Here is a 26,739-nt window from a genome sequence, read left to right on the forward strand (position 1 = left end):
GGCTATTGTAGCCACGCCGACCGGGTGTACAACATCTGCCCGGGCCATCTCCCGACAGTTTGCCACTCACCATAACAATGTGAATAAAACGAGAACAAAATGTGAGCAGCCAGACGGCCACCGATCCCGCAGTTTCTCCAGAATCCGAAAATCCTAAGGGCGCCCGTTCACGCGGTGTAGAGCCGTATCGACTGCGCTTGCGGCAGCGGGAGCTGCTAAAGCTGTACGCCTGGTACCGGGTCATCATCGCACTGATATTGCTGGGACTGTTCGCTTCCGGAATCAGCAGTAACAGTGTGGGCACCCTGCACCCTGCGCTCTATCTGGATACCGCATTTACCTATGCGGTCCTCAACATTGCCTGGCTGCTTTACCTGTATCCCAGCAGTTTTCAAACTACGCCGCTGCGTATCGGCTCCCTTCTCGGGTGCGATATCCTCGCATTCCTGCTGTTGATCCAGGCCAGTGGTGGACTGAATTCCGGGGTCGGCTACCTGATGCTGACTACCTGTGCGGTGGGCTCCCTGATTCTAGATCGCCGTATGGGCGCGTTTCTCGCAGCAATAGCCAGTATCGCGGTGATTGCACAGCAACTGTTTGGCTTGCTCACCGGGCAGGCCGACACCCAGGACATCGTCTCCGCCGGCAGTCTCGGAATCCTGATGTTTACCTGCGTCAGCGTCCTGCAATACCTCTCTGCACATATCCATATCGCCAATCAGAAAGTAGAACAGGAACGCAGACATACTGCGCATTTGCAGAGGCTCACCCAGCAGATCGTCGCGCAGATGCGTACCGGGGTGCTGGTGGTCGACGGAGAAGACCGGCCGGCACTGGTCAATCGCGCCGCACAGCAGTTACTCGGTATCCAACGTATCAAAGACGGCAAACTAAGCGCGGATTTTCGCCAGACACTGGATGACCTTCGCCGCGGTGAGACCCGCAACCGCATCATCCAGGGAGCGGGACACTCCGAGTTGCGCGCGAGTATCACCACCCTGCCCCACGATGCGCGGGGCAGCTCGCTGATATTTCTTGAGGACAATCGCAAGCTCGCGCAGCAGGCACAACAATTGAAACTCGCCTCACTGGGCCGCCTCACCGGCTCTATCGCCCACGAAGTGCGCAATCCACTGAGCGCAATCAGTCATGCCGCGGAACTACTCGCGGAGTCCTCCTCGCTGACCGCGGAAAATCGCGAACTCACGGAAATCATCGGCCGCCACAGCCAGCGGGTAAACCAGATTATCGAGAATGTGATGCAGCTGTCCCGTCGCCAGCCTCCAATGACGCAACTATTCGACTTGTGTCAGTGGGTAGGTGACTTCCTCAGGGATTACCGCATGGAAATGCCGCGGGACATAGAGATCCGCTGCAGTTACCCGGTAATGCCGGTGTACGCACGTTTCGACCCGAACCAGATGGCTCAGATTCTCACCAATTTATGCAATAACGCGGTGCGACACTCACAGGCCGCCACCGGCGAACCGACTGCGGAACTCGTAATCAGTTACCTGCCCCAACGTCAGTGCGCGCGGCTTGATGTACTCGACGATGGACACGGAGTTGCCGACGAAAATACAGATAAAATTTTCGAGCCATTTTTTACCACCGAGTCGGCCGGTGCCGGGCTCGGTTTATATATCGCCCGCGAACTGTGCGAATCGAACAGAGCAAACCTCTATTACTGCCGAGGCCGAGACAGACGCAGTTGCTTCAGAGTAGAATTTGCGAACGCAGACCAAATTTTTTGATCCCATTAACACAATAATTTTTTAAATAAATGGCCGATCGTCAACCCATAGCGCTAATAGTCGACGACGAACCGGATATCTGTAACCTGATATCCATGACCCTGCACCGTATGAACGTGCGCTCAGATATTGCCATGTCAGTCGGTGAAGCCCGTCGGCAACTGGAGCAAAAGCGCTACGATTTCTGCCTGACCGACATGAAGTTGCCGGATGGTACGGGGTTGCAGATCGTCGAACATATTCAGGATCTACCCGCTGACCGTTTACTTCCGGTTGCCGTCATCACCGCACACGGCAATATGGATACGGCCATCGCCGCACTTAAACTCGGCGCCTTTGATTTCGTCAGTAAACCGGTAAACCTCGAACGCCTACGTAACCTGGTTCAGTTGGCGCTGCGCTTGAATGAAGCCCGCTACGTGGAGCAGCAGGAATTCCCCACACTGCTACAGGGGCAATCTCCGGCGATACAGGAACTGCGCAAGCAAATTGAAAAAGTTGCGCGCAGCGATGCTCCGGCACTTATATTCGGCGAGGCGGGCAGCGGTAAAGAACTGGCGGCACGCTGTATCCACCAGCACGGCCCGCGCGCGCAGCAGCCATTTGTGCCCGTGTACTGCGCCAGCTTGACATCAGAGCAGCTAGAAGCAGCCTTATTCGGTAGCGAATCAGAGCCAGGCTTCATCCAGCGCGCACATGGCGGCACTCTGTTTCTAGATGAAGTTGCCAGCCTTCCCCCGGATATTCAGGTCAAACTCCTGCGGGTCATTCAGGAAAAGCGCTATTTTTCAGAAATAGATGCAGCACGCACCGATCTGGATATTCGCATCCTCAGCGCCAGCAAACAGCCCCTGGCTAATGCAGTGCGAGAGGGACGATTTCGCAGCGATCTTTACTACAGTATCAACGTTATTGAACTACACGCCCCACCCCTCAGGAAAAGGCTTGAAGATATCCCGCTTCTGGTTCGCGATATGCTGCGTAGGGTTTCCACTACGAAAAAAGGCGCCGCCCCGAAGGCTGCACCAGACGCCATCAGTGCCCTGCAGGCCTACGCACTTCCTGGAAACCTGCGCGAACTTGAGAACATACTCGAGCGCGCAGTCACATTGTGTGAGCGCAACACACTGCACGCCGCAGACCTGCTGATTCCCGCTACGCAACCGACGAGGCCTTCCGAAACTGGAGAGCCGTCGGCTTATTCAAATAACAACGAACTCGAACAGCCAGTGATGACACCACTTCCGGAGTCAAAGCAATCCACCTACCCCGGCCAGTTCGCAACTTCAGATTACTCAAGCCTGGATGACTTTCTGCAAACCATCGAGCGGGAAGCTATCGAAACGACCCTCAATGAAACCGACTGGAATAGAACGGCAGCGGCGGAAAAACTGGGGATTAGCTTTCGTTCTCTTCGATATCGCCTGAAAAAGCTGGGGCTAGAGAGCGAATAACCCGGCAACTGCCGGGTTATTCTTTATTTACAAATAGCTTGTGCCTGCGTTACCAACAATCGACACCGAGTGCCCCACCGGCGCCCCGAACTCCGGCATTGGTCAGCGTGAAATTTCCACACTGGGAATCCGAGGCCTGGGTTGTGCCATCGACCGGTGTTGCAGTCAGAGTAAATGTGGTTGCGGCAAGCGCTGCCGATATGACGTACAGGTTCTCACCAGAATCTATGGTCGCTCCATCCTTAAGAGACTCAGCTATCGCGCAGTCCTCACTATTGTAGATATTGTACGTGGTAAAGCAGCGCTGCAGACGTTGCGCAGTATCATTCAGAGAAGCCTTCGCATCTGCTCTGTTACTTTTTCGTACAGAATCCAGATAAGAAGGGTAGGCTATTGCGGTAATAACACCAATGATCGCCACGACGATCATCAACTCGATTAGAGTAAAACCTTTTTGTATTTTCATTTTTTATCTCTCTTGAATACGGATTACCGCAGCTGACGCCAGGACATACGCCCTACCGCCTCTGAGGGAAACGCCCCTTCGGTCACATCCAACTCACCTTTGATGTTACTGGTGGGTAGATAGGCCTTTTCCCCACTGCGGATCACCTCTGAGTAGCTGATCACCGCGTAATCAACCTCTATACCATCTTCACCAAAAATAGAGTGCCCTTCATAGCGATCGCCAACGGCGACAAGTTCCATCAACCAGCCACTGCCACCGAACGAACATGGATCGGACGAAGTGATCATTGTCGGGAAAAGCAATCGATCATAAATCAACAGTGGCTTACTGATAATCCGCTCTCCAGTGACGCTGCCGTTATAGGTGAAGTCCAAGTACCAGCCTTTCTTATTCAGCCACCAGTCCGTATCAGCATTACCGTCTACGACCCGACGACCATCTGCTTCAGTAGAAATTGTCTTGGCGAATAGCTGATCCCTACCGGACACTTCTTCCCCGGTATCGGCAATTGCATAGAAGCTGTTTACAGTATCGCCAGCGCTGTTATCAGAGGAAGTCAGATAACTACCTGTACCAAAGTACACCATAACCGCATTTTCCATCTCCGCATTTAGGCCCAGGGTGGGCGTAGAGGTTATCGGCTGGGTGACAGTGATGTCGGCACCATCTGCATCCACAGAATCATAAGCAGCGGTGTACAGGGGAACATCATTGCCACCGCTACGGTAGTCGACACCCCAGCTATTGGTATTGCCCGCAGAAATATCAAACTTCCACATATTCCCAAGGAGATCACCGGCATAAGCGGCTACGACTTCACCCGTACCATTGGGCAGCAGAGCTGCGCCGGATAGACCATTAGCTCCCGATGTTCCGGCTGCCATTACCTTAGTAGCAGTAGTCGGATTATCAAGGCTAACCGCAAACAGGTGAGCATTACCGCCATCAGAGTTATAGCCGTTACCAAGAATCACTCTCCAACCAGCATAGGTTGGGGCAATAATCGGCTCATTGGTGATATTGCCTAACTTGGTGAAATCACCAGCAAGAAGATCTTCATCGGTGAAGTCAAACAGCACGTCCCCTTCATCAAAGTTGGTCGGATCGGTCACATCTAGCGCGAAAAGTCCGCGCCCGCCCGCACCAAGCGTCCCTACAAGAACATTTTTCCAACTTCCATTGATAAAAGCATCGCCCACAAATAAGGGACCGTCCACATTATAGGTGTGTGGATTGCTATTGGTACCGTAATCAGAACCACTTAGCTTACGAAGCTTTTCGTAAACACCTGCCGGCACATAGGCAAAAAGCTCTTCCCCGTTTGCGGCATCAAACGCATGCAACATCCCATCGTTGGCGCTGACGTAAAGCACTTCTTTGCGATTCTGTTTGTAAGTCGCGTAGTAAGTGGCATACAAAGTTCCGCCCAGTTCTTCAGACAGCAAGTGGAAGTTGTGTTTTTTACGACCAGCAAAAACGGGGCTGGAATTTACAATATCACCCAATAAACTCTCGCGACTGCGCAATCCAGACTCATCAGAGCCCCGCACCCACGCCAGACGTGACCGGCCCTCAACTTCCGTGTCATCACCCACGAGATCTGCCTGTTGCGCGGCACTAATCGTATCCCAGGTAAATTCGGCACCTGCCGTACCATTGTGGGTATATATCTCCCTGTCCGTGGGGTTCGTGAAATCCGAGTCCTCGGTTTGCCATTTCACAGTTCCTACGGTGCCATCGCTATTAAGAGTCAGTGCCTTCAGCTCGCCGCTCCAGTCCGCGCTATTGAACAGCGCCTGGTAGATAACAGTGTCTGTTCCCAGCCGGGTGGAGTTAGTAGCAACAGACGATGCGGATCCAGCGGCGGCGGCTACCTGCTCCAGAGCTTCACTTAAGCTGGCCTCCAGCTCTGAAGGATCTATCGCATAAAAATAAGTGCTGGCCTCTCCTGCGGCGATATCCGCTTCGGAGGGCGCGTTACCATTTTCATCATCGCTGTAACCGCCCCACTTCGCTGCGTAGTAGAGCGGGGTTTCCAGCAACTTGGCAGTAGACGTCCCTACATTGAATGTTGCAGGGAATGCGGCATCACTGAGATTACAACCATCACTACAACCAGTGCCGGAATAAGTAAAACCTTCGACTCCCGAATTCACATGGAAACCATCATTGGTGGTACCACCGATGACAAACCCAAACCCCATTGGTTGGTCGGTAGACTCCGCAATCGCATTAGTCGTCACTTTTACCTGTGTAGAGGTAACTTCATAATCGATGATGCCCCACATATCCTGGTCAAAGTCACCGCCTTGCTCGCTGTCCTCCCAGTTCACATACAGCTTACCTTTATTCGCCAAAACGCCCGCGCCGGTGTCCACACCCAGATCTTGTGAAATCACTTTGAAGTCTACGATAGCGCAGTTTCCATCCGGGTTCGGATGTGTGTTACGGCAAGCGGGTAGGATGGAAATGGTCTTGCCAGAATCGCCAGGTACCGGGATTTCCACCTTGGGCACCGCAGGCGCCAGCGCCACGCCATAAGTACGCACCGTCTGGTCGGAAGGCAAATCATTGCGGATACTATTCGCGCGGGCAAAGTAGGCCATACCAGCGATATCATAGGTACCTTCCAATCGGGGAGCATCCGGACAGGTCCCCTCGACTCCGGAAAGGGCATTTACGGTTTTCGCCGTGCACAACTGATTATTATCGGTACCGTTCTCGCCTACGAAATATGTGCCACCGTGAATATTTTCCGCATCACCGATTTTATCAGTCCACGTATCAACACCAGAGAAGGTTGCGTCCGTGTAGTCGCCGTCATAGGAACTAGTCGAAGCGTTAAACTGAATAACACTGAGCGCAGCGCAATAATTGGAGGAATCCAGCGGAGTATCCCATGCGGGAGCAGGAAGGTTACTTATATAGTTCGAATCCGTGGCCGCAAAATTCGAACTTGCGGTTCTTCCAGCGAGATAACGCAATGACTCCAGATAAATTTCGGACTGCGGATTTCCCCAGTTGGAACAGTTTCCATCGGTGAAGCTCGACCGCCCCCATGGACAGCTATCTGCACTGTTATACACTCCATCGTCGTAGTCATAGCCATAAATACGCAGCAGATCGAGTGTCTTAACGATACCGATCGCACTGGTAAAGGTACCGTCGGTAGACACGTTCACCTCATCGGCAAGACTTGAAACATTTTTGCGTAGAACACCACCAGATTTGTTCTTTCCGTAGGACCCTGTCAGCAAGCCAAATAAAATATCTCCGTCTTCACCGTATTTTTGCAGCAGTCCGGTCGGTTTCTGGTTGCCATTGGGATAAGCCTTACAGTTGTCTTCCTCCAGACCGGAAACACAGACCTGAACGCGCACATTGTATTCGCCATCCCCTAGTTTTACGCCGGACACACCTTCTGAACTATTTTTAAGCGGGCTCTGGGAGTTTGCCCGCATTCCAGTTTTCGCGTAATCATTACCGTTGACGCCCTGGTTACCGCCAACACCACTTTCATTTTTCCAGCGACATTGCCAGCGCTCATTACTGGCCCAGAGTGAATAGTTTCCTTGCGCTACACGAATTTCTGGCGCGTTTGTTACACCTTCGGAGTTTCCACTACCGGGAGTGGTATTACACAAAGTAATACCGCTGGTTGAGGTATCTGATCCACCGATATCGCCAAATGGTGTCAAGCTGCCAATATCACTGCCGTTGTAGTACTTTGCAAACGAGTGCGCATCGTGGGGTAACAAGGCACGCTCAAGTACGGTAACACCATCGTCCGCTTCGACATCCGCATCATAATCATTATCGGTTGAACGGTAGCCACCGTACAAAATCTTGCGAACCGCATCCATACGCGTCATGGTTGCCCAGTTCAGGAAGTTACCACTCCACTCGCCAGTCCCCGTATCGTAGTTACAATAGCGACTGGAATCGGCTACCCGGCTGGGCTCAAAGCGCGCGTTCTGATACTTGTAGCACTTGCCATTATCAAAATAACCGTAGTATTCGATGGTCTTGTCGTAGGTGGTATCCAGAGTGCCATCTTCATCCAAGTCTGTGTAATCATCGTACGCCTTGAAATAGAGCTGATGATCATTAGACATGTTCAGCATCACAATCGGCTTCACCGGTTGTGAAAGGAAAAGTGGCGACTGCGCCAGTTCCAGAGATTGCACACTGTGGGCGAATCCCACTGCCAACAAAGCCGCACTGGTTGTCAGGCTGAGTCTTGCTTTTATCTTTTTGAGCAACATAATCAATTCCTAAACTATCGACTTATCAGCGCTTGTACGTTGACTGCAGAATCACGATGGCATCAGCGGTACCGCCTTCAGCACGACCGGTCACCCGGTAGAAAACCGTATCCTCTGTATCCAGGGAGCTGGCAAAATCAACAGCGCTACCATCTGCCGCATTGATGGTGGTAGTACTGATAACCTCCTCAATGACAAACTGCGGCTGGCTCGCCACTTTTTTGACCCCGATATCGGTACGTACTGAACCAGCATCCCAGTTATAGGCATCCCAGTAGCCGGTACTGGTGGATCCATCAATCGCGGCGTAATAGCCAGTGACGGTATTATCGAACGCCGGGATGGTTGCTCCCGTCAGCACTTCCTCACCTTCGCGCAAGGCCGCCTCCGCGGACTGGAACGCGAGGTTTCGGTCACGCATATTGCCGGCCATCAGCTCCTGCATACCACTGCCCCGAATTGCAGCCATTCCCACCACGGTCATCAGCAAGACCATGATCAGGCCGACTATCAGTGTCATTCCGCGCTGGCTGCCGATTTTTTTTTGATAATTCATATTCTTCATGAGCTAAGAGTCTATTTTGTTCAGGGAAGACGGCTGCGGATAGCAATGGTATTGATAAACACCTGACGCAGGCGGCGATCACCGGGAGTGCTGTTGGTAGTACCGTTAAAGGTATAGGGCTGCTCCTCAGAAAGGAGGTTGTCTTCGGTACTTTGCACCAGTAACTGAACCCGCACACTGGCGACATCCTCCCAGGCATTCGCAGTATTGATTGCAGTAGCCGTCTGGTAACTGTCCGGAATGCCATCACCGCTGGTGTCGCGGCCGTACAACAACTGCATGTCTTCAACACCTTGCAGAAGTTCCTGAGCATCACCACTATTTACCCTTTGCCACAGACTTGGCTGCCCAGAGGTTCCGTTATTCCTGATGTAGTACACAGTGGTGTTCATCTTGATGATCTCGGAGTCAGTCCCGAAATTTTCATCTGGATCACTTTGACCGCCCCAGGATGAATCTGCGTTCCCTGGTACCATGTCATTGCCACCACCACTTGAATGCACGACATTGATTTCTGTGGCACCACCCGTAGAAGAAAGGTTTAGCACTTGAAACACGCGAGCCTTGGTGCAGTCTGAAACCACCAGGATGTCGTGCTCACACAATCCGCTAAAACTGTCCAACCCCTCACCACAACTCGCCGTAACACCGGTATTTTCCGCAAATAACTGTGAACCATTGTTATTCTGCGTTACATCTACACCGTTACCGGTTGCGCCGCGAACGACAAGCACATCAGTTCCGGCCACGATATCAGCGGGGTAACCAGTAGGAATGGTTGTAACGTTGTCCAGCGCCTCGATACCGCTTTCAAAATCGTATTTCAGATCATCGGCATCATTTAGCGTATTGGTAAAGCTCATATTCCGGCTCATACAGCCCATATAACCGGCCATACGAATATCCTGAGCCAGAAATTCCATCGCCAGTCGTCCACTCTCCTGGACTCGAGCCAATGCTTGCTGAGTGGAAAAAGTAGTACGACTTGATAGGAATAGTTGCACCACACCCGTCATCAGAATCAGACCGATAGTGACTGAGATCATCAACTCGACCAGAGAAATACCTTTTTGACTACGCATGCTTCCCGTCCTTACAGCCGAGTGGAGTACACAAATTCAGATTCATCTTCAGCAGCCTCACCAGAGCTGTTCTGCTCCGCCCACTTAATTGTGACAGTACAGAAATCGGTAGCGGCTAGACACTCTACGCCACCGTCTGCACCCGGTAGCATGGTCTCAATATTGGTGAGCCACTCATTCATATCGGTCTGTGCGAGACTGGTACCAGTAGGTTTGTTTGCATCTACAGCAAGTGAATAACTAGCCACATTGCGACGATTAATCCGGACTCGATCGAGAATGTCATACGCGAGAATGTTCGCCTGTGAACGTAGATAGGCACTGTGGTTGTACTGCAGAGACTTACTCTGTAGAGCTGCCAGAGCCAGCAGCGAAGTACCCAGAATCAACGCCGTCACCATGACTTCAATCAATCCCGCTCCCTGTTGTGTACGCATATAGTTTTCCTCTCTGGTCAGGAGCAGCCGGTGGTGCTGCGCGACATATTCAAAAGCCCGGCGACACCCACGGTGATGACTCGCGCAGAATTACTACCACAGCCTTCGAAGCTGGCATTCATGGTGACATCTCCCGAGCTGGAGCGCCCGAGCATGCCTTTGCGGGTAAACCGCACGAAGGTGATGGCATTCCCACCTTGCGTAGCGGTCAGAGCGGCATTGTTGTCCGGGGCCTCCCAGAAGCGGAGCACTGCATCGGCATTGGCTACCACCGGTGCCGCCGCGTCATCAGTGGTAGCGGTGTCCACCACAACGATCCAGCTGTCGGTCCAGCCGCCGTTACACTCGGATCCATTCGTTGTCCCACACAGAGTAATCCGCGCGCCGCGCTTCACCGATTCCGATCGCGCAAAGTTGAGCGCCCCGGCCAGGTCCTCGCCCAGGGCCAGAGAGCGCTGGTTTTGGACCATTGTGTTGAAGCTCGGCACCGCGATACCGACGATGATGGCCAATACGGCCATGGTTACCAGCAGTTCAATCAGGGTCAGGCCCCGCTGTTTGAATCCCATGACTGGATTATTCCCCCAATACAGATGCATCTGTTTCTCTAAGCGTTTATTTTTTGCACATTTACCACCAAAACACTTGTAACACAGGGGGCGCCCCCAAGTGGTACGGATAGCTAGTAAATTCTGGCGTTCATTTTACTGTATCGCGACAGAGAACCCTGCGTCCTCTAGATGCGGAGTTACTGCGATGATAATTTTTGGGCACCGTATCACGTTGCCGACGCACTCAGGAGTAGCGGCCGACCAGCGGTGTCGTTTGCGGTAGTCAACGGCAGCCAGGATGGCGGCCGTTCAGATATTGCACAGGTTCAAGGAAGAAACGTGAAAGCCAAAGGCCTCACTTTAATCGAGCTGTTGATTACACTCACCATTCTCGCGGTTCTTGTGGCCATCGGTATTCCGAGCTTCAGCGCCCAGGTAAAATCCAGCAGGACTCGCGCAGCGGCAGATGAACTACTGCAGGCAATCCACTTGACCCGCACTAAAGCGGTGACGAGTAACCGACGTGTGACACTGAGAAAACTGGGAAGCTGGCAGTCTGGCTGGGAAGTCTTTTACGACCGGGATTTTGACGGCGAGCGGGACAACGATGAAGCTCAAATTACCACCGCAGGCCCTCTGGAAGGTGTTTCTATCAGTACCAACGCCCCATTTACCAACTATGTTTCTTTCATTGGTACCGGTGAGAGCCGCTATGCGGGATCTATAAGTGGTGGGGGTATCCAAATGGGCAGTTTTACCATCTGCCCTAAGGACGGAGGGGAAGGATATCAATTGATAATCTCCCGCAGTGGCAGGGTTAGGGTGACCCCGGTCACTGCGGAGGACTGCTGACCAAGGTTAGGTCCGCAACTCTTTAGGCAAGCTGAAGCTGATATTTTCCGGAATGCCGGCAACTTCATCCGGCGCTTCCGCACCCAGTTCGCGCAACTTCTGGATCACGCGCTCCACCAGCACTTCAGGCGCGGAAGCGCCAGCGGTAATACCGACGGTCTTCTTGCCTTCCAGCCAGCCGGCATCGATACACTCAGAGCCATCAATCAGGTACGCCTCGGCACCGCAGCGCTCGGCCAGCTCACGCAAACGATTGGAGTTGGAGCTGTTGGGGCTTCCCACAACCAGTACCAGATCACATTCCAGAGCCAGCTGCTTGACCGCATCCTGGCGGTTCTGGGTGGCATAGCAGATATCATCTTTGCGCGGACCGCGGATATTCGGGAACTTGGCCCGCAGTGCGTCGATCACTTTGGAAGTGTCATCCACCGACAGCGTAGTCTGGGTGACGAAAGTCAGGTTATCCGGGTCGCGAACTTCGAGCCCGCTCACATCCTGCTCATCCTCCACCAGATAGATGGAGCCACCGTTACCGGTGTCGTACTGTCCCATGGTGCCTTCTACTTCGGGATGGCCCTCATGGCCAATCAGGATGCACTCACTGCCATCGCTGCTGAACTTACTCACCTCCATATGCACCTTGGTCACCAGTGGACAGGTGGCATCGAAGACCTTCAGTCCGCGATTGGCAGCTTCCTGCTGGACCGCCTTGGACACGCCGTGGGCACTGAAGATGACAATCACATCGTCCGGAACTTCATCCAGCTCATCCACAAAGACTGCACCGCGTTCGCGCAGGGTATCCACCACAAACTTGTTGTGCACGACTTCGTGACGCACGTAAATGGGTGCACCGAACACGTCCAGCGCGCGATTGACGATATCAATTGCACGATCGACACCGGCACAGAAACCGCGGGGATTGGCGAGGCGAATCTGCATTTTTCTGTCCTTGACCTAGTTGACCGAGGCCACTTCGAGAATTTTCACGTGAAAGAATACGGTCTGTCCGGAAAGCGGGTGATTGAAGTCGACTTCCACTTCATCATCAGTGATTTCGCGAATAACACCGGGCAGTTCTCCCGTGCCGTTATCAAATGAAACCACGAGGCCTTCCTCCAGTTCCATATCCGGAGAGAAGTGATCCCGGCGCACTTTCTGGATGTTGGCCGGATTGCGCTGGCCAAAACCCGCCTCGGGGGGAATTTCGATCTCCGCCTCGTCACCAGCCTTGAGGCCGAACAGCGCCTGCTCGAAGCCCGGCAACAGATTGCCGTCGCCGACGATAAACGTGGCGGGGTCACCTTCAAAGTTGGAGTCCACCTCGGAACCATCATCCAGCTTCAGGCTGAAATGCAGGGTAACGCGGCTGTGTTCACCAATGACGTTATTGCTCATAAAACTGCTCTGAATATTTACACTTCTGCGCTGTTCTTGTCGGACTGCTCACTGTTGTCTTTGAAAAAAAGCAGCTCGATTACCAGCATGGCGGCCCCCACTGAGATGGCCATATCAGCGACATTGAATACCGGGAAATGCCAGCTGCCGTAGTACACGGAGATAAAATCCCGCACATAGCCCAGCACCACGCGGTCCCACAGATTGCCCAGGGCACCACCAAGAATCAGCGCCAGCGCGATGGGTTCCCAGCGCTTGGCCGCCGGCAACCGCTTCAGCCAGACAATCACCACCGCACTGAAAATCAGCGCAACGGCACCGAAGAACCAGCGCTGCCAGCCACCGGCATCGGCGAGGAAACTGAATGCAGCACCGTAGTTCTCCGCATAGGTGAACTGCAGCAGGCCCGGAATAATCTGCAGTGCGGGCCCGTACATAAACTGCTCCACGGCCCACACCTTGGTGGCGATATCGAGCAGGATCACTACCAGCGCCAGCAGGTACCAGCGCAGCGGGCTGCCGGAAAGTCGAGCCCCAGCAAGGTTAGGCATAGTGACGTTCCTCACCGGCACCGCTGACGTTTTCAACGCAGCGACCGCAGAGTTCCGGGTGCTCGCTGTTACTGCCTACGTCTTCGCGGTAGTGCCAGCAGCGGCCACACTTGGGCGCATCCACTTTGTGTACGGTCACGCGCAATCCGGCCAACTCGGTCTCTTCCGCGCCCGCGGCGTCGGAGAGAGGCTGTACGGACGTTGAGGAGCAGATCAGCACAAAGCGCAGTTCGTTTTTCAGCGCGTCCAGCTTCTGCTGCAGAGCCGGGTCGGCGTACAGGGTAACGGATGCCTGCAGCGAGCCGCCGATATTGCCGGCGCCGCGCTGCTCCTCGAGCACCTTGTTTACCGCGGTCTTCACATCTGCGATCGCCTCCCAAAATTCCGCATCCATCTGCGCATCCTTGGGCAGTTCGGGGAACTGGTGCCACTCCGCCAGCATCACACTGTCTTCAGTGTTGCCGGGCACAAACTGCCACAGCTCTTCCGCGGTGAAGCTCAGGATCGGCGCAACCCAGCGCACGAACGCCTGCATGATGTGATACAGGGCCGTCTGCGCAGAGCGGCGCGCGACGCTGTCTGCCTGAGTGGTGTACTGACGGTCCTTGATGATATCCAGATAGAAGCCACCCATTTCCACTACACAGAAGTTGTGCAGCTTCTGGTAGATCTGGTGGAACTGGTAACGATCGTAGGCTGCGATAATTTCTTCCTGCAGTTTCGCAGCCTGCTCCAGCGCCCAGCGATCCAGCGCCAGCAGCTCCTCTACCGGCAGCAGATCTTTTTGCGGATCGAAACCCGCCAGATTGGACAGGAAGAAGCGGGCGGTATTGCGCAGACGGCGATAGGAATCCGCGGTGCGTTTGAGGATTTCATCGGAAACCGCCATCTCGCCACTGAAATCGGTGGCGGATACCCACAGGCGCAGCACGTCCGCGCCCATTTTGTTGATCACGTCCTGCGGGGCAACGGTGTTACCAATGGACTTGGACATCTTGCGGCCCTGGGCATCCACGGTGAAGCCGTGGGTGAGCACCTGCTTATAGGGCGCGCAGTCGTTGATCGCGATAGAGGTTTTGAGGGACGACTGGAACCAACCGCGATGCTGGTCAGAGCCTTCCAGGTACAGGTCCGCCGGGAAACGCAGGGCATCGCGACGCTTCAGTACCGCGTGATGGGTCACACCGGAGTCGAACCATACGTCCAGGGTATCGGTGACTTTCTGGTAGTCGTCCGCGTCGTCACCGAGAAGCTCACTGGCGTCCAGGTCAAACCAGACGTCCATACCACCCTGCTCAACCTTCTGCGCCACTTTTTCCATCAGCGCCGGGGTGTCGGGATGAATTTCGTGGGTTTCCTTGTGCACAAACAGCGCGATGGGCACACCCCAGGTACGCTGACGGGAGATACACCAGTCCGGGCTGGCATCCAGCATGGAATCGATGCGCGCCTTGCCCCAACCGGGGATCCACTGCACCTCATCTGCCGCCTTCTGCGCGTGATCCAACAGGTCATTCTGCTGCATGCTGATAAACCACTGCGGCGTGGCGCGGTAGATCAGCGGGGTTTTGGTGCGCCAGCAGTGCGGGTAGCTGTGTACCAGTTTGTCCTGGTGCAGCAGCACGCCCTTTTCTTCCAGCAGCTCGACAATCTTGCCGTCCACTTTGTACACATGCTCGCCGGCAAACAGCGGCACGCTGTCGCGGAACAGTCCATTGTCATCGACGTAATTCAGGGTATCGATGCCGTAGCGCTTGCCAACGTTGAAGTCGTCCGGGCCGTGATCGGGCGCGGTGTGTACGCAGCCGGTACCGGCGTCGGTGGTGACGTGGTCGCCGAGGATGATCGGCAGTTCTTTGTCGTAGAACGGGTGCTTGATTTTCAGGTGCTCAAGCGCTGCGCCACGAATGTGGCCAACCACATCGCCCTCGAGCCCTGCGCGCGCAAGTACCGCGTCTTTCAGCTCTTCCGCCACTAACAAGCGCTTGTCGCCAACCTGGACAACCACGTATTCCAGCTCGCCATTGACGGATACCGCCTGGGAGGACGGCAGGGTCCAGGGGGTGGTGGTCCAGATCACTACGGAGAGCTGGCCATCACCGGCGTGGCCGCCCGCCGCATCGGCGATGGCGAGCGCGGTTTCTTCGGTGACCGGGTAGCAGACATCGATGGAGAAGGAGGTTTTATCCTGGTACTCCACTTCCGCTTCCGCCAGCGCGGAACCGCCGACGACGCTCCAGTAGACCGGTTTGAAGCCGCGGGACAGGTGGCCATTTTTCACAACGCCGCCGAGGGCGCGAATGATGTCGGCCTCGAACTGGAAGTCCATGGTGCGGTAGGGATTGTCCCACTCACCGAAGACGCCCAGGCGGATAAAATCTCTCTTCTGGCCTTCCACCTGTTTTGCGGCGTATTCGCGGCATTTCTGGCGGAAGGTTTTATGATCCACTTTGACGCCGGCCTTGCCGACTTTCTGCTCTACCTTGTGTTCGATAGGCAGGCCGTGACAGTCCCAGCCGGGCACGTAGGGGGCGTCGAAGCCACTGAGGGTTTTCGACTTGACGATGATGTCCTTGAGGATCTTGTTGACCGAGTGACCGATATGGATGTCGCCATTGGCGTAGGGAGGGCCGTCGTGCAGGATAAACTGCTCGCGACCGGCGCGGGCTTCACGAATTTTTTCGTAGAGCTTGCCTTCTTGCCACTTTTTCAGAATCTCCGGTTCCCGGTTGGGCAGGTTGCCGCGCATTGGGAAATCGGTCTGGGGCAGATTCAGGGTCGCTTTGTAATCGGTCATTGGCTATCTACTTCGGTTGTAGCAAGAAAACTATTCATCTTTCAGTGCAACCTCAAACTTCCAGCTGCGCTCTCACGCTTACGAAGTACAAGGCTGTAAATTGAAGCGGAAGCGATTGGGGTCAGGTTTCAAAACCGTCGGTGACAGGGATGTCACCGACGGAGCGTACATGGATGTACTCGCAGCGATTTTGAAACCTGATCCCCATTGCTTCCGCGCCCCCCGGACCAAATCAGAACGCCTTGTTCAGGCTCCGGGGCACCACTAAATCATGTTTAGTGACGGCAGAGCACCGGATGCGGACTTGCAGGACCGCTGTGAACCCATCCCTGGGCGCTGCGGCGGCGACGTCCTGTCGCCGACGCTCCTGAAAGTCCGCATCCGGTGCTCTGCCTTCGCATCTGTGAATTGCACTCTGTCAGATGCGAAGGGGTAAATTCGTTTATTTCAATTCGGTTTGCAGCTTACAAACCAGGCTTTTGCATTTTCAATGTCTTCGGCGATCTTCTGCTTGAGGATATCCAGCGACTCAAACTTTTCTTCGTCACGCAGCTTGTGGCAGAAGGTCACCGCAATTTCACGACCGTACAGATCGCCGCTGAAATCAAACAGGTGCACTTCCAGCAACGGCTTTGCACCTTCACCTTCCACCGTCGGGCGGAAACCCACATTGGCCACGCCAGCCACTTCCATACAGCTGCCCGCCATCGGGCTGCCATCGGTGCGCTTCGCAGTGACCGTATACACACCCACCAGAGGCGAACGGTAGCGGTGCAAGCGCACATTCGCCGTGGGCGCGCCCAACTGGCGCCCCAAAGCGCGTCCGCGGGCCACCAGACCGGTGATGCGATACGGCTTGCCCAGCAGCTGCTCTGCCAGCGCAAAGTCGGCGCTCTGCAGCGCTTCACGGATACGGGTGCTGCTTACCCGCTCACCGGCGATCTCCAGGGTTGCGGTGTCTTCGACGGTAAAGCCCGCCTGCGTGCCCGCCTCCTGTAACAGAGCGTAGTCACCACTGCGATCGCAGCCGAAACGAAAATCGTCTCCCACCACCAGGTGGCGCACGCCGAGACCGTCCACCAGTACCTGCTGGATAAATGCCTGCGCACTCAGGTTGCGCAGACGCTCGTTAAACTGCAGGCACAGTACCCGATCCACCCCGGCGGCAAACAGGGCCAACACCTTCTCCTTGAAACGCATCAGCCGCGCTGGTGCTTTTTCACCAGAGAAGTACTCGTGGGGCTGGGGCTCGAAGATGATCGCCACCGACGGCAGCTGTCGCTCCGCCGCCCGCGCGCGCAGCTGGGTGATAATGGCCTGATGCCCCAGATGTACGCCATCGAATGAACCGATGGTCGCCACACACTCCTGGTGGCGCGGCCGCAGGTTGTGCAACCCGCGAATCAGCTCCCGTTGCTCGGTCACAGTGCTTCACTCACCCTTGCAAAATCAAGCGGCGCAGTATAACGGATTTTACCCTCACGATGTGGCCCGGAAATGTCGCGGGCGCAACCCGCTGGCCAGGAGAACCAGGCCATAGGTGCCGCCGCCGGCCGCCACCAGGGCGCCCATGCGCCAGGCGCGCTGCCACCAGGCCCAATCGTGCCAGCCGGACCAGTAATGGAGAACTACCAGCAATACCGCCGCCATCGCCAGATTGGCCAGCAGCAAGCGCAGCAGGAAAGCCTTCCAGCCCGCCTCCGGCGCGTAGACACCACCCTGGCGCAGCCCGCGGTACAGCAACCAGGCATTGATTGCCGCCTGGCCCGCGGTGGCCATAGCCAACCCCATATGTCCCAGCTGGAAATAGAGATGCAGGGGCACCACAAACAGCAGGCTGAGAACCATTTTCGAGGCAATGGCGATCAAGCCAAATTTCACCGGTGTCGCAGTATCCTGGCGGGCGAAATAGCCGGGCGCCAGCACCTTGATCAGCATGAACGACAACAGGCCGAAGGTGTAGGCGCGCAGCGACCAGGCGGCCATGGTCATATCCCGCGGGGTCATATTGCCGTACTGGAACAGCACCGTGAGCAGCGGCTCGGCCAGCACGAACAGCGCCACCGCAGCCGGCAGCGCGATAAGCGTGACGCAGCGCAGGGCCCAGTCGATGGTGTGACGGAAGCGCTTTGGGTCGCCGCCGGCATGTTGGCGGGACAGGTTCGGCAGGATGACCGTGGCCACGGCGATACCGAACACCCCCAGGGGCAGCTCGGTGAGTCGGTCGGAGAAATACAGCCAGGTCACAGACCCGGTGGGCAGGAAGGACGCCAATACCGTATCCAGCACCAAGCTGATCTGGGTGACGGACACACCAAAGATGGCGGGCGCCATCAGACGCAGGATCTTGCGCACCCCAGGATACTGCCAGTCCCATTTGGGTCGCGGTAACAATCCCTCGCGCACCAGGAAAGGCAGCTGGAACAACAGCTGCACCACGCCGGCGGCCAGTACGCCCCAGGCGAGCGCCATTACCTGGGGCTCAAACCAGCCAGCGGCCACGGTAGCGGCAGCAATCAACACCAGATTGAGCAAAACCGGGGTCAGGGCGGGAATGGCGAACCGGTCAAAGCTGTTGAGTATGGCCCCGGCAAATCCGGTAAGCGAGATCAACGCCAGGTACGGGAAGGTGATGCGCAGCATCTCCGTGGCCATGGCGAACTTCTGCGGCTCGTTGCCGCCCCACCACCAGCCAAAGGCAAAAAGCCCGGTCACCAGCGGCGCGCACAGCACGCCGAACAGGGAAACCAGCAACAGGGTTCCGCCGAGGGCCCCGGCCACCCGGTCATTCAGCTCCCGGACCGCCGCCAGACCACCATTCTGGCGATACTCGGCCAGTACCGGCACAAACGCCTGGGAAAACGCGCCCTCGGCGAACAGCCGCCGGAAAAAATTGGGAATCTTGAAAGCCACAAAGAAGGCATCGGCCGCGTCGCTGGCACCGGTGAGTCGGGCGAACACCACGTCGCGCGCCAACCCCATGATCCGCGATAACAAAGTGGCACCACCTACCACGGAGGTTCCGCGCAGCAGTCCTTTTTGCGGACTATCTTTGCTTACCTGCGGGGGGTGCTCGGTTGATTCCTGTTCGGGCGGAGATACTGCCACGTCCCTGATTCCTGGTTAGCGATGCCTGAGTGATGGCCGGCAAGTCTACCGCAATCCACTTGCGCGGCCACCCGCCGGCGGCCGCTTTCTGCTCGCTCGATAGCATTACGCCCCCACGTCATCCTACGGTTGGCGCGAGGGGGAACTATACTCAGTTTAAGCAGTTGGCGAGCCGCAGGGAGTGGCGGCAACAGAGGAGAGACGGAATGACCATCAATGCGCTGATTATTGCCCTGATCCTGGCGGTTCTGCTGTATGCCGCAGTCGCCCTAGGGCCGCGCCCCCAGCGGGTTCGTGTGCGGATAGACCAGCCTCGGGATCGCCGCTACCGGCGCCACAGCAGCTAAGTTCTGCATCAGCTTTGCTGGAGGCTGAACTGAGTCACAGGCCGGGCTGCCACATTTCGCCATAATTGCTGCGGAATTTGCCCCACTGGCGCCACGTCAGTGCCTCCTTGCGAGGGTTAAATGACACTCAACCGAAGCGGGAACACTAACCCGGTCGGAACCAAGAGCAGTCATTTCAAACCTAAATCGCAAGGAACACGATCATGAAAAAGATGTTGATGGCAGTAACCCTGAGCACCCTGGCCCTGAACAATGTTGCAACCGCTGAGGCCGCCACTGACACCGAGAACGCAGTGCAGGGCAACGCCCTGACACCGGCCAAGCAGGCCACAGTATTCACCGGCGCCGCAGTTGCGGGCGCCGCCGTAGGTGGCCCGGTCGGCTTTATCGCAGGCGCCCTCGGTGGAGCCTGGCTGGGCGAACAGATCAAGCAAGCAGAAGAGGCAGACATGCTCGCAACTCAACTGACCGAAAGCCGCTCCGAACTGGGCAACCTCGCACAACAACTGGATGCGGCGCGACTGTCCGCCAACGACGCCCGCGAGCTGGCGATGGACAGCCTGGAGTTCCAGATGCTGTTCACCACCGGTGACGACCAGCTGCATGATGCGCAGGAACGCCAGGTCGCCGCCATGGCTGACTTCCTCAACCGCCACCCGCAGCTGCAGGTTTACCTCGAGGGGCACTCCGACCCCCGCGGCAGCGACGGCTACAACAATGTCCTGTCCGACCAGCGCGCCCTCAGTGTCCAGCGCGCTCTAGAAGCCTACGGTGTCGCTCCAGAGCGTATCGAACGCCGCGCGCTGGGCGCCAGCCAGTCCAAGGCAACCAAGGGCGATGTAGACGCCTACGCTTTTGAGCGCCGCGTAGACATCCACTTCGGCATGCCGGAGTCCATGGCCGGCACCTTCTGATTGCCGGGCCGAGTCCGCCGGTTACCGCTCCGCAAAAGCGGCGACCGGCAGGCTGCCATGCGCACAGACATGCAACTCTCCTCAACCCTGTAAGCCGTAACCTTGCGCGCCGCCCCCAACGCTGCGCGCTTTTTTTGCGCGTGTCACCCACATTTCCAGTAAGTTTTGCCAGCTGCCCCCCTGTTCGGGCATGATTTTCCGCCAGACACAGTGTTCGAATACAAATAACGACACTGACAACCACGCAATACCCGACCCCAAAAATAAGTGAGCCGGTGCCGGAATCCATCATGACCAGCCCAACCATTGCCATCGTCGAAGACGAAATCGCCATTGCCGAGAACTACCGCGATGCCCTGCGCCGCACCGGTTATCAGGTGAACCTGTATCACACGCGCCCGGAGGCCCTCGCCGCATTTCAACAGAGACTGCCGGACCTAGCAGTGATTGACGTGGGCCTGGGCGCGGAAATCGAAGGCGGCTTTGACCTGTGCCGGGAACTGCGGGCCATGGCCCCAACCCTGCCGATCCTGTTTCTCACCGCGCGGGACTCCGAGCTCGATATCATTTCCGGATTGCGCCTCGGTGCCGACGACTACCTCACCAAGGACATCTCCCTCCCCCATATGCAGGCCCGCATCAGCGCACTGTTGCGGCGGGTTAGCGTGATGCAGTCCCAGAGCGACGACAGCGAAATCCTCACCCAGGGAGACCTGACCCTGGACGTGTCCCGCCTGCACTGCCACTGGAAAGGCGAGCCGGTCGACCTCACCGTCACGGAATTCTGGATTGTGCACGCCCTGGCCAAGCGCCCCGGACACGTGAAATCCCGCAGCCAGCTGATGGAGGCCGCCAGGGTGGTGCTGGACGACAACACCATCACCTCCCATGTGAAGCGCATCCGGCGCAAGTTCCAGGCCATCGACAGCAGCTTCGACGCCATCAGCACCGCCTACGGTATGGGTTACCGCTGGCAGGTCTGACATCGACTTATGGGTGCCTCCTTGAATCTTCGCCGTCAACTGGTCCTGCTCAGCCTCTGCACCCTGGCCCTGCCCTGGGCCGGCTGCCAGTACCTGCGCCAGGTGGACAAGGCGCTGAGCCAGGGACAGATCCAGACCCTGGAGGCCACCGGCAATGCCATCGCCGCGCGTCTTGCCAGTGCCCCGGAGCTGATCGCCCCCGATCCCAAGCGTACCGGTCGGCCACCCGGCGCCCAGCTGTATCTCAACCCACTGGCACAGGCGCCGGTACTCGACGGCTACGGTGAAGAATGGCGCGCCCTCAAATTGCGCCCGCGCAAACTGCGCGACCAGACTGGCCAACCAATGGCCCGGGTCACTCTGGGCAAGTACGGCAGCCAGGTGTACCTGCTACTGACGGTAAAAGATCGCACCGCCAGCTACCACGACCCCCGCAGTACCGGTATCTCCAGTGGCGACACCGTAGAAATTTACACCGCGCGACAGCAATACACCCTGCCGGTGGCCAGCCAGGGACCGGTGCGCGCCCTGCACTACAACCCCCGGCGCGGCAGCTACGAGCGCGAATTGCGCCTGCGCGGTCGCTGGACCGCCTCACCCCAGGGCTACCAGCTCGAACTGGCACTGCCGTTTGCGCTCACCGGCGGTGAACTGGCCATCCGTGTGCTCGATCGCACCCACAGCGACGGCAAAGATCCCGCGCGGCTCGCCAGCACCCTGCCCGCCGACGGTCGCCCGGGCAACCTGATAGAACCCCTGCCCGCACTGCAGCAGGAACTGGAGCACTTTGCACGGCCGGAGCTGCAGTTGACCGTAGTGGATCAGGAGGGATTTGTGCTGGCGCAATCCGGGGGCACTCCCAGCAATGGGGATCGCGCAGCCAATCGCGCCTCCCACGAGCGCCGCTGGTTGCGCGACTGGTTTTACCGCCAGCTGCTGGAAACCGACCAGTTGCCACCGCTGCCGCAAGGGGAATACCCCGCGGCCCTGACCGAAAACCGCGAGACCGCGTCGCAGTGGTTCGGCGCCCCCGAGGACGCCCTCAGCGCACCGGGCGATGAGCGTATCGGCGCGGTCAGCGTGCCTGTGGTCACCCGCGCCGACGACATCATCGAACGCCCGCTTCTTGGACGGGTGATCGCGGCCCAGTCCGCGGGTGCCCTGCAGTCGCTGACCGAATCTGCTGCGCGCCGACTGTGGCTCACCACCGCCGCCGCAGCCGGTCTGGTTTTGCTGCTGTTGCTGGGCTATGCGAGCTGGCTCTCCTGGCGCATTCGGCGCCTGCACCGCGCAGCGCGCAATGCAGTGGATGCCAGCGGCCGGCTGCGCGGCGACTTTCCACGCCCGTATCTCAATGACGAGCTCGGCGCGCTCAATCGCGCCTTTGCCAGCCTGCTCGCAGAGCTGGACCACTACCACCAGTACCTGCGCAGTCTGGCGAGCAAACTCTCCCACGAACTGCGCACCCCGCTGGCGGTTGTGCGCTCTTCCCTGGACAACCTCGCGGCAGGCGAACTGGACGCCGACAGTCGCCGCTATGCCGAGCGCGCTGCCGATGGCGGTGCGCGCCTGTCGTCGATTCTCAATGCACTGTCCGCCGCCAACCACCTGGAGGCCAGTATCAGCCAGGCGGACAAGGAGACCTTCGATCTCGCCGACTTGCTACAGCTCCTGACCCAGAGTTACGCAGATGCGCGCCCGGAACACCGCTTTGCGCTGGATTGTCCAGATGGCCCCCAGTCCTATCACGGCGCGCCAGAGCTACTGGCACAGCTGCTCGATAAGCTGGTGGACAATGCAGTGAGCTTCGCCCCCGCGGGCAGCGAAATCCGCCTGACGCTGGAAACAGAGCGCCAGCAGTACCGGCTGAGTGTCAGCAATGACGGCCCGCCGCTGCCGGCAGGCTTTGGCCAGAAACTGTTCGACTCCCTGGTTTCGGTGCGCGACGACGGCGGCAAGGCCGGTCACCTGGGACTGGGGCTACATATTGCGCGCCTGATTGCCGACTTCCACCAGGGGGAACTGAGCGCCGCCAACCGCGATGACAACAGCGGGGTGATCTTTACCCTGAGCCTGCCCCGCTAGTGGATTTATCCCCCAGGGGAGGATGTAGACACAGCCATTTTGGGCGCCTTCTACCGTCCCGGCGCCCCTTGCATCCCCTGCTGATCCGTTACCGATCCTGTGCAGGCACGGCCGGTCACAAACAGCCCTTGGCGGTGGTTGACAAACGACCGGCGCTGGGGATAATGTCGCGTCCCAAACGGGCCCCCGGCCCGAAGTTCGAGTTTTACAGATTCCAGACAGGAGCAACCGGTGGCCAACTCACCTCAAGCGAAGAAACGCGCGCGCCAAAACGAAAAGCGCCGCAATCACAACGCCAGCCTGCGCTCCATGGTGCGCACCTACATCAAAAAGGTAGTTGCAGCCATCGATGCAGGTGATGCGGAAAAAGCCAAGACCGCGTACGCGGAAGCCGTGCCGGTTATCGACCGCATGGCCGACAAGGGCATCATCCACAAGAACAAGGCTGCTCGTCATAAGAGCCGCCTGAATGCCCAGATCAAAAAGCTGGCTGCCTGATCTATCAGGAAGCCCGCTCTTCTGAGCACAAAAAACCCCGCAATTGCGGGGTTTTTTATTGCCTGGAATAATGTAGCGATCCCGCTTGAGACCACTACAACCGAGCCAGCGGCAGGGTTGACCTACAGCAGGATCAGATTATCCCGGTGGATCAGCTCGTCATCGTCGCGGTATCCCAGCAGATCGATAATCCGGTCTGAAGGCTGGCCGCAGATCTTCTGCGCCTCGGCACTGTCGTAGTTCACCAGCCCACGGGCAATCTCCTCCCCCGCCTCACTGATACAGCTGACCAGGTCTCCGCGGTGAAAACGCCCCTCGATACCGGTCACCCCAACAGGCAGCAGGCTCTTCCCCTGACTGCGCAGCGCGCGCCCGGCACCGCCGTCCAGCAGCAGACGCCCCCGCACCTGCAACTGACCCGCCAGCCAGCGCTTGCGCGCGGTCAGAGGATCTGCCTCAGGCAACAGCAGGGTTCCCAGGTCTTCTCCCGCCACCACTCGCTCGATCACCGAATCATTCGCGCCGCCGACAATCACCGTGCGCGCCCCGGAGCGCGCTGCCAGCTGGGCTGCGCGCACCTTGGTGGCCATACCACCGCGTCCCAGCCCGCTGCGTGAATCCCCCGCCATCGCCTCCAGGCGGGGATCCGATGCCGTGGCCTCACGCACCAGCTCAGCGTGCGGGTTATCCCGGGGATCTTCGGTGAACAGCCCCTCGGCATCGGTGAGAATCAGCAGCACATCCGCCTCCACCAGGTTCGCCACCAGCGCCCCCAGGGTATCGTTGTCGCCAAAGCGGATTTCTTCGGTAACGACGGTGTCGTTTTCATTGATGATCGGCACGGCACCGAGCGACAGCAGGGTCTTCAGGGTGCTGCGCGCATTAAGGTAGCGGGTGCGATTGGAGAGGTCGTCGTGGTCCAGCAGGATCTGCGCGGTGCGACAGTCGTACTGGCCGAATGCATGCTCGTACACTTGCACCAGGTGGCTCTGGCCCACCGCGGCAGCGGCCTGCAACTGATGAATGGACTCCGGGCGCTTGCGCCAGCCCAGGCGATCCATACCCGCCGCAACCGCACCGGAAGAGACCAGCAACACCTCAATTCCCTGCCGGCGCAGGGCGCTGATCTGGCCAGCCCAGTTATGGATGGCCGCACGATTTACGCCGCGACCATTGTCGGTCAGCAGCGCACTGCCTATTTTGATGACCCAGCGCTTGCTGGTAGAAAGCTGTTGGCGCGACGAGATGGAGTCCATTTCTTCCTCATATCAGGACGCGCCCCTTCAGGTCACTCAGGCGGGCTTCAGATGAACCTCGGCCAGTGCTGGCCAGGATCAGGATAAAGCTCTGAAGGGGCGATTTTCTCAGGGACGATATTCTACATCGACGTCGTAGTCATCGTCGTCCCAATCTTCATCATCTTCGTCAACTTCACCGGATTCTTTTGCCGCTTTGCGCTTGGCTCGCTGGGTTTCGCGCAGCTCTTCAATACGCTCGCGCGCCTCGCGCTGCATCTGGCGCTGCGCTTCCTGCTCGGCCTCGAACAGGTTGCCGTCCAGCTCTTCCATTTCCTTGCGCTCTTCGAGGTAATCCATCAGCTGCCCGCTCAGCACATCGGTACCCTCGCCGCGGATGGCCGCCACACGGAATACCGGTCCCTGCCAACCCAGGGCATTGACCACAGACTGACAGCGCTCTTCCAGCTCATCCGCCGGCACCAGATCGGTCTTGTTCAGCACCAGCCAGCGCTCACGACCGGCCAGGGTAGGACTGAAGCTCTCCAGCTCATGCTCGATCGCCAGCGCATTCTGCGCCGGATCAGAGCCGTCGAACGGCGCCAGATCCACCAGGTGCAGCAATACGCGGCAACGGGTCAGGTGCTTCAGGAAGCGCACACCCAGGCCGGCGCCCTCTGCAGCCCCCTCGATCAGGCCGGGAATATCCGCAATCACAAAACTGCGATACTTCTGCACCTTCACCACACCCAGGTTGGGCACCAGCGTGGTGAACGGGTAGTTCGCCACCTTCGGCTTGGCCGCAGACACCGCGCGGATAAAGGTCGACTTGCCCGCATTCGGCAGCCCCAGCATGCCGACATCTGCCAGCACCTTCAGCTCCAGCTTGAGGTTGCGACGCTCGCCCTCACTGCCGGGAGTCGTCTGGCGCGGCGCGCGGTTAGTACTGGACTTGAACCGGGTATTGCCCAGGCCGTGCCAGCCACCCTGCGCCACCATCAGCTTCTCGCCAGGCTCAAGCAGATCGCCCAGGGTCTCCCCGGTATCCACATCGATGGCGGTAGTGCCCACCGGCACCTTGAGCACCAGATCTTCACCTTTGGCGCCGGTACAGTTGCGACCGCGACCGGCCTCGCCGTTCTGGGCCTGGTAGTTGGGCTGGTAGCGGTAGTCCACCAGGGTGTTCAGTGACTCATCAGCCAGCAAATACACCGAGCCGCCGTCGCCGCCGTCACCGCCGTCGGGACCACCCTTGGCGACGAATTTCTCGCGCCGAAAGCTCAGACACCCTTTACCGCCGTTGCCGGCCTGCACCGAAATCGGCGCCTCATCTACAAATTTCATGACTCTACTTACCGGATTACCCGGTCTTCAGTGTAATTTGCCCACAGAAA

Annotated in this window: 22 protein-coding genes; 8 read left to right on the forward strand and 14 right to left on the reverse strand. The window is 57.6% G+C overall.

Features of this window, described 5'->3' with window-relative positions:
• The first annotated feature begins 101 nt into the window (after positions 1-101).
• Both ACONT6_RS13680 and ACONT6_RS13685 read left to right on the forward strand, forming a co-directional pair.
• Complete coding sequence (locus ACONT6_RS13680; protein ID WP_428819013.1) at positions 102-1,754, forward strand: sensor histidine kinase; 1,653 nt, start codon at positions 102-104, stop codon at positions 1,752-1,754.
• A gap of 29 nt (positions 1,755-1,783) precedes the next feature.
• Positions 1,784-3,208, forward strand: a complete 1,425-nt coding sequence (locus ACONT6_RS13685; protein ID WP_428819014.1) for a sigma-54-dependent transcriptional regulator — start codon at positions 1,784-1,786, stop codon at positions 3,206-3,208.
• A 49-nt stretch (positions 3,209-3,257) separates the two neighbouring features.
• Here the strand turns inward: ACONT6_RS13685 and ACONT6_RS13690 are convergent, their stop codons facing one another.
• From ACONT6_RS13690 to ACONT6_RS13715, 6 genes are read right to left on the reverse strand one after another with little or no spacing between them, the layout of a single operon-like run.
• Complete coding sequence (locus ACONT6_RS13690; RefSeq protein ID WP_428819015.1) at positions 3,258-3,674, reverse strand: type IV pilin protein; 417 nt, start codon at positions 3,672-3,674, stop codon at positions 3,258-3,260.
• A 23-nt stretch (positions 3,675-3,697) separates the two neighbouring features.
• Positions 3,698-7,942, reverse strand: a complete 4,245-nt coding sequence (locus ACONT6_RS13695) for a pilus assembly protein (protein WP_428819016.1) — start codon at positions 7,940-7,942, stop codon at positions 3,698-3,700.
• Between the two features lie 25 nt (positions 7,943-7,967).
• Complete coding sequence (locus tag ACONT6_RS13700; RefSeq protein ID WP_428819017.1) at positions 7,968-8,498, reverse strand: pilus assembly PilX family protein; 531 nt, start codon at positions 8,496-8,498, stop codon at positions 7,968-7,970.
• 29 nt (positions 8,499-8,527) lie between these two features.
• On the reverse strand, positions 8,528-9,589 hold the full coding sequence (locus tag ACONT6_RS13705) for a PilW family protein (RefSeq protein WP_428819018.1): 1,062 nt from the start codon (positions 9,587-9,589) through the stop codon (positions 8,528-8,530).
• An 11-nt stretch (positions 9,590-9,600) separates the two neighbouring features.
• Positions 9,601-10,026: a type IV pilus modification protein PilV gene (gene pilV, locus ACONT6_RS13710; RefSeq protein WP_428819019.1), complete on the reverse strand. Its 426-nt coding sequence runs from the start codon at positions 10,024-10,026 to the stop codon at positions 9,601-9,603.
• A 17-nt stretch (positions 10,027-10,043) separates the two neighbouring features.
• Positions 10,044-10,595 carry a GspH/FimT family pseudopilin gene (locus ACONT6_RS13715; protein ID WP_428819020.1) on the reverse strand — a complete coding sequence of 184 codons (552 nt, stop codon included), beginning with the start codon at positions 10,593-10,595 and terminating at the stop codon, positions 10,044-10,046.
• A 321-nt stretch (positions 10,596-10,916) separates the two neighbouring features.
• Between ACONT6_RS13715 and ACONT6_RS13720 the strand changes: the two genes are divergently transcribed.
• Positions 10,917-11,429: a GspH/FimT family pseudopilin gene (locus ACONT6_RS13720; protein WP_428819021.1), complete on the forward strand. Its 513-nt coding sequence runs from the start codon at positions 10,917-10,919 to the stop codon at positions 11,427-11,429.
• Positions 11,430-11,435: 6 nt separating this feature from the next.
• Here ACONT6_RS13720 and ispH read toward each other — a convergent pair whose 3' ends face one another.
• From ispH to murJ, 6 genes are all read right to left on the reverse strand, one after another.
• Complete coding sequence (ispH, locus tag ACONT6_RS13725) at positions 11,436-12,371, reverse strand: 4-hydroxy-3-methylbut-2-enyl diphosphate reductase (RefSeq protein WP_428819022.1); 936 nt, start codon at positions 12,369-12,371, stop codon at positions 11,436-11,438.
• Between the two features lie 15 nt (positions 12,372-12,386).
• Positions 12,387-12,827: an FKBP-type peptidyl-prolyl cis-trans isomerase gene (locus ACONT6_RS13730; RefSeq protein WP_428819023.1), complete on the reverse strand. Its 441-nt coding sequence runs from the start codon at positions 12,825-12,827 to the stop codon at positions 12,387-12,389.
• Between the two features lie 17 nt (positions 12,828-12,844).
• The gene (gene lspA, locus ACONT6_RS13735) at positions 12,845-13,378 is read right to left on the reverse strand and encodes a signal peptidase II (RefSeq protein ID WP_181252260.1); all 534 of its coding nucleotides are present in this window, start codon (positions 13,376-13,378) and stop codon (positions 12,845-12,847) included.
• Positions 13,371-16,175: an isoleucine--tRNA ligase gene (gene ileS / locus ACONT6_RS13740; RefSeq protein WP_181252259.1), complete on the reverse strand. Its 2,805-nt coding sequence runs from the start codon at positions 16,173-16,175 to the stop codon at positions 13,371-13,373. Before ileS ends, lspA begins: the two co-directional genes overlap by 8 nt.
• 447 nt (positions 16,176-16,622) lie before the next feature.
• Positions 16,623-17,600: a bifunctional riboflavin kinase/FAD synthetase gene (gene ribF, locus ACONT6_RS13745; RefSeq protein ID WP_428819024.1), complete on the reverse strand. Its 978-nt coding sequence runs from the start codon at positions 17,598-17,600 to the stop codon at positions 16,623-16,625.
• Between the two features lie 54 nt (positions 17,601-17,654).
• On the reverse strand, positions 17,655-19,283 hold the full coding sequence (gene murJ, locus ACONT6_RS13750) for a murein biosynthesis integral membrane protein MurJ (RefSeq protein WP_428819025.1): 1,629 nt from the start codon (positions 19,281-19,283) through the stop codon (positions 17,655-17,657).
• Between the two features lie 206 nt (positions 19,284-19,489).
• Here murJ and ACONT6_RS13755 point away from each other — a divergent pair, with 206 nt between their 5' ends.
• From ACONT6_RS13755 to rpsT, 5 genes are all read left to right on the forward strand, one after another.
• Positions 19,490-19,630 carry a hypothetical protein gene (locus ACONT6_RS13755; RefSeq protein ID WP_428819026.1) on the forward strand — a complete coding sequence of 47 codons (141 nt, stop codon included), beginning with the start codon at positions 19,490-19,492 and terminating at the stop codon, positions 19,628-19,630.
• A gap of 203 nt (positions 19,631-19,833) precedes the next feature.
• Complete coding sequence (locus tag ACONT6_RS13760; RefSeq protein WP_428819027.1) at positions 19,834-20,544, forward strand: OmpA family protein; 711 nt, start codon at positions 19,834-19,836, stop codon at positions 20,542-20,544.
• 290 nt (positions 20,545-20,834) lie between these two features.
• Positions 20,835-21,527 carry a proteobacterial dedicated sortase system response regulator gene (gene pdsR / locus ACONT6_RS13765; protein WP_428819028.1) on the forward strand — a complete coding sequence of 231 codons (693 nt, stop codon included), beginning with the start codon at positions 20,835-20,837 and terminating at the stop codon, positions 21,525-21,527.
• A gap of 21 nt (positions 21,528-21,548) precedes the next feature.
• A complete protein-coding gene (locus ACONT6_RS13770; RefSeq protein ID WP_428819029.1) occupies positions 21,549-23,612 on the forward strand; it encodes an ATP-binding protein in 2,064 nt (687 codons plus the stop codon).
• Between the two features lie 231 nt (positions 23,613-23,843).
• A complete protein-coding gene (gene rpsT, locus ACONT6_RS13775) occupies positions 23,844-24,110 on the forward strand; it encodes a 30S ribosomal protein S20 (RefSeq protein ID WP_010132154.1) in 267 nt (88 codons plus the stop codon).
• A gap of 122 nt (positions 24,111-24,232) precedes the next feature.
• Here rpsT and proB read toward each other — a convergent pair whose 3' ends face one another.
• A complete protein-coding gene (gene proB, locus ACONT6_RS13780) occupies positions 24,233-25,366 on the reverse strand; it encodes a glutamate 5-kinase (RefSeq protein ID WP_428819030.1) in 1,134 nt (377 codons plus the stop codon).
• A 108-nt stretch (positions 25,367-25,474) separates the two neighbouring features.
• Positions 25,475-26,689 (reverse strand): Obg family GTPase CgtA, encoded by a 1,215-nt coding sequence (cgtA, locus tag ACONT6_RS13785; protein ID WP_181252252.1) that lies wholly within the window; start codon positions 26,687-26,689, stop codon positions 25,475-25,477.
• Between the last annotated feature and the right edge of the window lie 50 nt (positions 26,690-26,739).

Origin of the sequence: Microbulbifer sp. MCCC 1A16149 (genome assembly GCF_050368945.1) — a bacterium.
Taxonomy (GTDB): Bacteria; Pseudomonadota; Gammaproteobacteria; order Pseudomonadales; family Cellvibrionaceae; genus Microbulbifer.